Below are 6975 nucleotides of genomic sequence, written 5' to 3'. Positions count from 1 at the left end.
GTTGCAAGCCCCGGGCGGGGGGAGCCCGCAGGTGCCAGAGGCTATGCCTCGTTACAATTTAGCGCCAGGATAGCCTGGCCTGATTTTTGTGCGGAGGTTTTCATGCGCCTTTCGATTCTGGCTGTACTGACCCTGTCCCTTATGCCGTTGCCCGTCGCGGCCGAGACCGTGTTGCGGGTGATGAGTTTCAATATCTGGGGCGGGGGCGTGAATGAGGATAAGGACGTCTCGGAGACGGTCGCTGCCATCCGTGCCGCAGGCGCAGATATCGTGGGTCTGCAGGAGACCCGGGCAGAGCCTGAGGATTGCAGTGCCGAATCCTGCGATGCGACCGGTCCCTCTGTGGCAAAGGCAATTGCCCAGGCGCTTGGCTGGCACTGGTACGATCAGGAGGGCGGGGCGCCGGCGCTTTGGGCCAATGCGGTGATCTCGCGCTATCCGATTGGCGAGGCCAGCCCGCATGAGCTTGGTGTCCGGATTGATGTGGAGGGGAGGGCGGTCTGGCTCTTCAATATCCATCTCGATGATGAACCTTATCAGCCTTACCAATTGCTCGGGATTGAATATGGCCCGGGGCCATTCCTGACCACGGGGGAAGAGGCGGCGGATTGGGCGCGGCGGACCCGGGCCGGCGGGATGGATTTGCTGGAGAAAGATCTGAAATCCGCAGAGGGCGCGGCGGCGGTGTTCGTGACCGGTGATTTCAATGAACCGTCCAGGCTGGACTGGACTGGGGCTGCGGTGGCGCAGGGCACGCATCCGGTTGCGGTCGAATGGCCGGCGACGAAGCGGCTGGCCGATCTTGGCTTTACCGACGCCTATCGCGCGATCTTTCCCGATCCTGTCGCGAAGCCTGCTTTCACCTGGGCACCGCGTTATGACGAGGCTGCCACGGATGACCACCCGGACCGGATCGACCAATTGCTGGCAAAAGGCGAAGGGTTGCGGGTCATTGATGCCGCCATCATTGGCGAAGATGGGCCGCACAGCGATATTGTTGTGATGCCCTGGCCCTCGGATCACCGGGCGGTGGTGGCGGAATTCGCCTTCTGACCCCTGCCGGGCGGTATTCGCCCGGGGGTGGCCCCCGGGCAAAGGCTTCGGCGCGAAGCTCAGTTATCGCAGGCTTCGACTGGTGTGCGGACCTCATAAGTCACCTTGCCGGTCATCCCTTCGGGCATCGGCTGCGGGTCAAGCCAGATGTCGACATCGCAGCCATCGGTGTCGATTTCCCATTTCACGCTGCCATCTTCGGCATGGCGTTCATATTCAAGCCCGTCGATGGGGCGCCCGCCGAGACGCTCGGCCACGGCCTCGCTGGCAAGGATGGTCTGCATCTGCTCGATCCGGTCGAAATAGGGCGGCAGTGCGGCCAGGGCCGGCAGGCTGCCAAGCACGATGACGGCGGCGGCGAGGGGAAGGGTGCGGGACATGAATGCTCCTTTGAAAGCGTTCTTTCAGTGATAGCCGCCAGGCCTGTGATTGTAAGGCAGGATTGCGTCAAAAGCGAAAACCCGCCAGCGGGTGCGGCGGGTTTTCAGGGTGAGCTGCGGGTAAGTCAGTGGCCGAGGATCTGGCTCAGGAAAAGCTTGGTGCGCTCGGATTGCGGGTTCGAGAAGAACTCTTTCGGCGCATTCTGTTCGACGATCTGGCCCTGATCCATGAACACAACGCGGTTTGCCACGGCCTGGGCAAAGCCCATTTCATGGGTGACGCAAAGCATTGTCATGCCCTCTTCCGCGAGCTCGATCATGGTGTCGAGCACCTCTTTGATCATCTCGGGGTCGAGGGCCGAGGTCGGCTCGTCAAAGAGCATGATCCTGGGGCGCATGCACAAAGACCGCGCAATGGCGACCCGCTGTTGCTGGCCCCCCGACAACTGGCCCGGATATTTCAGCGCCTGATCCGGGATCTTCACCTTGGTCAGGAAATGCATCGCGGTTTCTTCGGCCTGCTTTTTCGGGATCTTGCGGACCCAGATCGGCGCGAGCGTCAGGTTTTCCAGCACCGTCAGATGCGGGAACAGGTTGAAATGCTGGAATACCATCCCGACCTCAGAGCGCACCTTGTCGATATTCTTGAGGTCATTGGTCAGTTCGGTGCCGTCGACGATGATATTGCCGGACTGGTGTTCCTCCAGCCGGTTGATGCAGCGGATCATCGTTGATTTCCCGGACCCCGAAGGGCCGCAGATCACGATCCGCTCACCGCGTGCCACCGTCAGGTCGATATCGCGCAAGACATGGAACTGGCCGTACCATTTGTTCATCTTGCGGATTTCGATCGCGATTTCGCCCGGGACGTCCGGGATCTTCTGTGCCTGGCTCATGATGCGTCCTTAGCGATGGTCTGTCTTCAGCTTGCGTTCAAGATACATAGAGTATCGTGACATACCAAAGCAGATAATGAAGAAGATGGCGCCGACGAAGATATAGGGCTCCCAATAGATGCCCTTCCAGTTGATGTCGGCGCGCACGGTGGTGGTAACGCCCCTCAGCGGGTCGAGAAGACCGACGAAGGAGACCAGGGTCGTATCCTTGAAGAGCCCGATAAAGGTCGAGACAATGCCGGGGATCGAGATCTTCAGGGCCTGGGGCATGATGATCAGGCGCTGCGCCTGCCAATAGGTCAGGCCAAGGCTGTCACCGGCCTCGTACTGACCGCGCGGCAGGGCGGCGAGACCGCCCCGGATCACCTCGGCCAGATAGGCGGCCGAGAAGAGCGAGGCGAGGATGATCACCCGCAGGATCAGGTCGAAATTGGTCTGCGGCGGCAGGAAATACTGCAGAAGCAGGGAAGCGGTGAAGAGGAGGGTGATCAGTGGCACCCCCCGGATGAACTCGATAAAGCCGATCGAGAGCATCTTCATCAGCCACATGTCCGATCTGCGCCCGAGCGCCAGCATGATGCCGAGAGGCAGCGAGGCCGCGATGGCCGTGACCCCGATGATCAGGGCCAGCAAAAATCCCCCGATCATATTGGAGCCGACCGGCGCAATCGTCAGCGGCAGGTCGGTTGCCATATAGGAAACCATCTTCGGCGCCTGATACAAAAGCCAGCCACCGCCCGCGAGCAGCCCGGCGAGAACGCCGATCACGACCGACCGGTTGCGCGCCGCGACAAAGACCAGCGCGAAGGCAAACAGCGCGCCGAGGCTGATCATCGCCGCCCAGGCGGGCAGGGTCTCATAGCCGAAAAGCCGGGCGAGGTCGGTGAGATTGTAGTTCAGTACCGCGCTGATCACATACATCACCGCGAGCAGGAGCCAGATCGCCGCCGTCAGCAGCATCACGACGAAAGAGGCGAGGGCACCGAAAGCCATGGCCAGGATATTCCCGCCCTGGCCAAAGCCCTGCCAGAAGGTTGCCATGCGCAGCCGCGCAAAGAAATCGGTCGAGATGGCATCGCTGTAATTGATCACCACCGAGGCCACCCAGGCCGCGGCCAGGGCCACGACCAGCGCAAAGGCATCATTCAGCCATTTATTGGGGTTGTTGTAATAGAGCCGGGCCACCAGGGCACCAAGCGCTATGGCCAGCAGCTGCGTGACCGGTGACCAGAACGACCCGCCCCAGATCAGCCAGATCGAGATGAAAGGGAAAAGCCCGGTCACCCAGATCAGCGCCGCCGGGCGCAGGCTCGCCGTTACCCAGATCACCGCGAAAATTGCGGCAGTCGCGGCAAAGGCAAGGCTGTTTGCGGATATCGCGTAAAGCGCGGCAAGGGTCGCGATACCCGCGAAACCGACCATATGGGCGCTCTTGCGGTCTTTCCAGAACAGGATCGGTGCCAGCGCGGCAAAGAGCAGCCCGCCGGTGAGCACCGGGCGCCAGTATTGCTCGGGCGGGAAGAAGCCGAAGAGGAACTGGTGCCAGCGCGCTTTGATCACTGCCCAGCAGGCGCCGCTTTCGCCGCCCGCCGCCGCGACGATCTCGCGGCATTCCGCCAGCGAATTGGCGTTCCAGACCGAATGCCACCACCAGGGGAAGGCGGTCCAGACCATCCAGATCGTTACCAGAAGCCCGGCAAAGGTCAAAAGCGTATTGACCGGCGAAGAGATCAGGTTCTCGCGCAGCCATTTAACCGCTCCCGCCTCACGCAGTGGCGGCGGCGCCGGGCGCAGCATTTCCTCGCGGACCCAGAGATGCGAAGTCTCGGTCATCTCAGCGCTCCTTCAGCTTTACGGCAGAGTTGAAGGCATTCATGCCCGAGGAAATGATCAGGCTGATTGTCAGATAAATCAGCATCATCAGGAGCATACATTCCAGCTCGCGCCCGGTCTGGTTCAGCGTGATGCCGCCCAGCGTGCCCCGCAGGTCAAGGTAAGAGACCGCGATCCCCAGCGAGGTGTTTTTCGTGAGGTTCAGATATTGGCTGATCAGCGGCGGGATGATCACCCGCAGGGCCTGAGGCAGGATCACCAGCTTCATCGTGCGGCCCGGGCGGAGGCCAAGGGCAGCGGCAGCCTCGGATTGCCCGCGCGAAATGGCCTGGATCCCCGCCCGCACGATCTCGGCGATGAAGGCCGAGGTGTAGAGCGAGAGCGCGATGAGGAGCGCGGTGAAGGAATGCATCACCTGGATGCCGCCCTGGAAGTTGAAGCCCTGGCTCACGCCCTGGTCATTCACCGGAAAGCCCGGCAGCTCCCAATGCAGGCCAAGCGCGGTCAGCAAAATGACCAGGGGCAGGAAGAGGATCAGGAGCGAGATCCACCAGGTCGTCGGGCGGCGGCCGGTCTCTTCCTGAAGCTTGTTGGCGCGCCGCGTGACCGAGCGATTTGCAAGTACCGACACGATGATCACAGCCAGCACCGCCAGCACCGAGAAATTCACCGGCACAGAGGCGATTTCCGTACCGCCGAGCGGGCGGTCCAGCAGCGGCGATGGGATATTGGTGCCGCGATTGGTCAATGCGATGGAATCGAAGAAGAATTTCGAGGCCGCGGGCTCTGTGGGCCCGATGGCGCTGGCCTCGCTTTCGGCCAGAACCGGCGAGAGTGAAGGGCTGAACACGGTCAGGGCCGCGATGATCCACAAAATCGCCGGAACGGCTGTGATCAGCGCCGCCTTACCGGCGTCAAACCGGCTGCGGGCATATTGCCAGGCCGCGCCGGTAATACCGATAAATGCAAGGAGCCAGAGCAGGAAGGCCGGTGAGGAAACCTGCAGGCCGGCAAGGCGCGCCGCAAGCCCATAGCCACCGGCCCGGGCCTCCAGCCCTTCCAGCGCGGCCCGGCTTTCAAGGATTGCAGGCGTGATCTTGAAGGCCGCCGGCGCCGGCATGGTCTCGGAGATCACCACGAAGGTCAGAAGGATCCACAAAAGCAGCGGCACATTGCGGAAGATCTCGACATAGACCGTCATCAGTCGCGAAATCAGCCAGTTGTTCGACAGCCGCAGGATCCCCACGATCACGCCGATCACCGTGGCCAGGATGCAGCCGAAAAACGCCACAACCAGCGTGTTCAGAAGCCCGATGATAACCGCGCGGCCATGGGTGGAATCATTGGTATAGGGGATCAGGGTCTGCTCGATATCATATCCGGCCCTGACCCAGAGAAAGCCGAAATTGATGTCCTTGCCCTTGGCGTCAAGGTTGCGGATCACATTATCCGTCAGCCAGCCGATGAAGAGCAGGAAGAGTATGAGCGCGATCACCTGGAGCGTGATGGCACGGAAACGGGTGTCATAAATCAGCATCGAAAGGCGAAAGCCGCCCTTCGACGCCTCCGCCCGACTGGTGGCAAAGGCCATGAATTCCCCCTGAGCCCGACCGCCTCCGGCTTTTGCCGGTTATGGTACTGCCGCTGTCGGGCAGTCCGTGGTCGTGATTGTTCTGAGTGTTTGATCTTAAAGAACTGGGGGCGCGCCTTTCGGACGCGCCCCCGGGGCAGATCAGCGCATCGGCCAGGCGTATTGCAGCCCGCCTTGCGTCCAGAGCGCATTCAGACCGCGCGCCAGACCGATCGGAGTACCGGTTCCGAGATTTGCTTCAAAAATCTCGCCATAATTGCCGTTGGCGGCAATCGCACGTTTCGCCCAGTCATTGTCGAGACCGAACATCTTGCCCATTTCGCCTTCAAGTCCAAGCAGACGGCGGATTTCGGGGTCAGTGGAGGAGCCGGCGACCTCTTCGATATTGGCTTTGGTGATGCCTTTTTCTTCGGCGATCAGCAGCGAGTTATAGGTCCAGCGCACAATATCGCCCCAGACATTGTCCCCATGACGCACGGCCGGCCCGAGTGGCTCTTTCGAGATGATCTCGGGAAGGATGATGTGGTTTTCGGCATCCGCCATGGTTGCACGACCAGCCGCCAGGCCCGACGCGTCGGTCGTATAAGTGTCGCAGGCGCCGGCGAGATACTGGCGTTGCGCCTCAGAGTCGTCCTGAACCGTGACCGGGGTATAGGTCATGTTATTCGCCTTGAAAAAGTCGGCGAGGTTCAGTTCGGTGGTGGTGCCGGTCTGAATGCAGACAGTGGCGCCTTCGAGTTCTTTGGCCGAAGAAACGCCCAGGTCTTTTTTGACCATGAAGCCCTGGCCGTCATAATAATTGATGCCGACAAAATCGAATTTCAGGTCAACGTCACGGGTGAAGGTTGCGGTCGAGTTGCGGACAAGCAGATCAACCTCACCCGAGGCCAGTGCGGTAAAGCGCGTTTCGCCGGTTGTGGGAACAAACTTTACCTTGGTCGGGTCGCCAAGCACTGCCGCGGCAACCGCGCGGCACAGATCGACGTCAAAGCCGACCCAGGTGCCATTCGCATCCGCCATGCCAAAGCCGGTGAGGCCGACATTGACGCCGCAATTCAATTCGCCGCGCGCCTTAACATCATCGAGCGTGGCCGCACTGGCAGCGCCTGCGAGCATGGTGCTGGCCGCCAGCGCGCCGATGATTGCTGATTTCTTCATAATTACCTCTTCCTGAGCTGCCGCCATCGGCCGGGCCGCGGCGGGGGTGTCGCCTGACTGTTCG

At 61.2% G+C, this 6975-nt stretch carries 6 protein-coding genes; 1 reads left to right on the top strand and 5 read right to left on the bottom strand.

Annotation, left to right across the window (positions count from 1 at the left end):
* The first annotated feature begins 102 nt into the window (after positions 1–102).
* Positions 103–1053 carry an endonuclease/exonuclease/phosphatase family protein gene (locus M3484_RS22560; protein WP_249499350.1) on the top strand — a complete coding sequence of 317 codons (951 nt, stop codon included), beginning with the start codon at positions 103–105 and terminating at the stop codon, positions 1051–1053.
* 59 nt (positions 1054–1112) lie between these two features.
* Here M3484_RS22560 and M3484_RS22555 read toward each other — a convergent pair whose 3' ends face one another.
* The 5 genes from M3484_RS22555 to M3484_RS22535 all read right to left on the bottom strand — a co-directional run bounded on the left by M3484_RS22555 (position 1113) and on the right by M3484_RS22535 (position 6911).
* Positions 1113–1433: a hypothetical protein gene (locus M3484_RS22555; RefSeq protein WP_249499349.1), complete on the bottom strand. Its 321-nt coding sequence runs from the start codon at positions 1431–1433 to the stop codon at positions 1113–1115.
* 125 nt (positions 1434–1558) lie between these two features.
* The gene (locus tag M3484_RS22550) at positions 1559–2329 is read right to left on the bottom strand and encodes an amino acid ABC transporter ATP-binding protein (protein ID WP_092895901.1); all 771 of its coding nucleotides are present in this window, start codon (positions 2327–2329) and stop codon (positions 1559–1561) included.
* Between the two features lie 9 nt (positions 2330–2338).
* Positions 2339–4162, bottom strand: a complete 1824-nt coding sequence (locus M3484_RS22545; RefSeq protein ID WP_249499348.1) for an amino acid ABC transporter permease — start codon at positions 4160–4162, stop codon at positions 2339–2341.
* 1 nt (position 4163) lies between these two features.
* Positions 4164–5753, bottom strand: coding sequence for an amino acid ABC transporter permease (locus tag M3484_RS22540; RefSeq protein ID WP_249499347.1), 1590 nt, complete (start codon positions 5751–5753; stop codon positions 4164–4166).
* A gap of 141 nt (positions 5754–5894) precedes the next feature.
* Complete coding sequence (locus M3484_RS22535) at positions 5895–6911, bottom strand: amino acid ABC transporter substrate-binding protein (protein ID WP_092895905.1); 1017 nt, start codon at positions 6909–6911, stop codon at positions 5895–5897.
* Positions 6912–6975 lie beyond the last annotated feature (64 nt).

This window comes from Pseudomonas sp. GX19020 (assembly GCF_023371075.1).
In the GTDB taxonomy this organism is placed as follows: domain Bacteria; phylum Pseudomonadota; class Alphaproteobacteria; order Rhodobacterales; family Rhodobacteraceae; genus Pseudogemmobacter.
The sequence above is the reverse complement of the archived record's forward strand: the minus strand, read 5'-3'. Positions and strand labels throughout refer to the sequence as shown.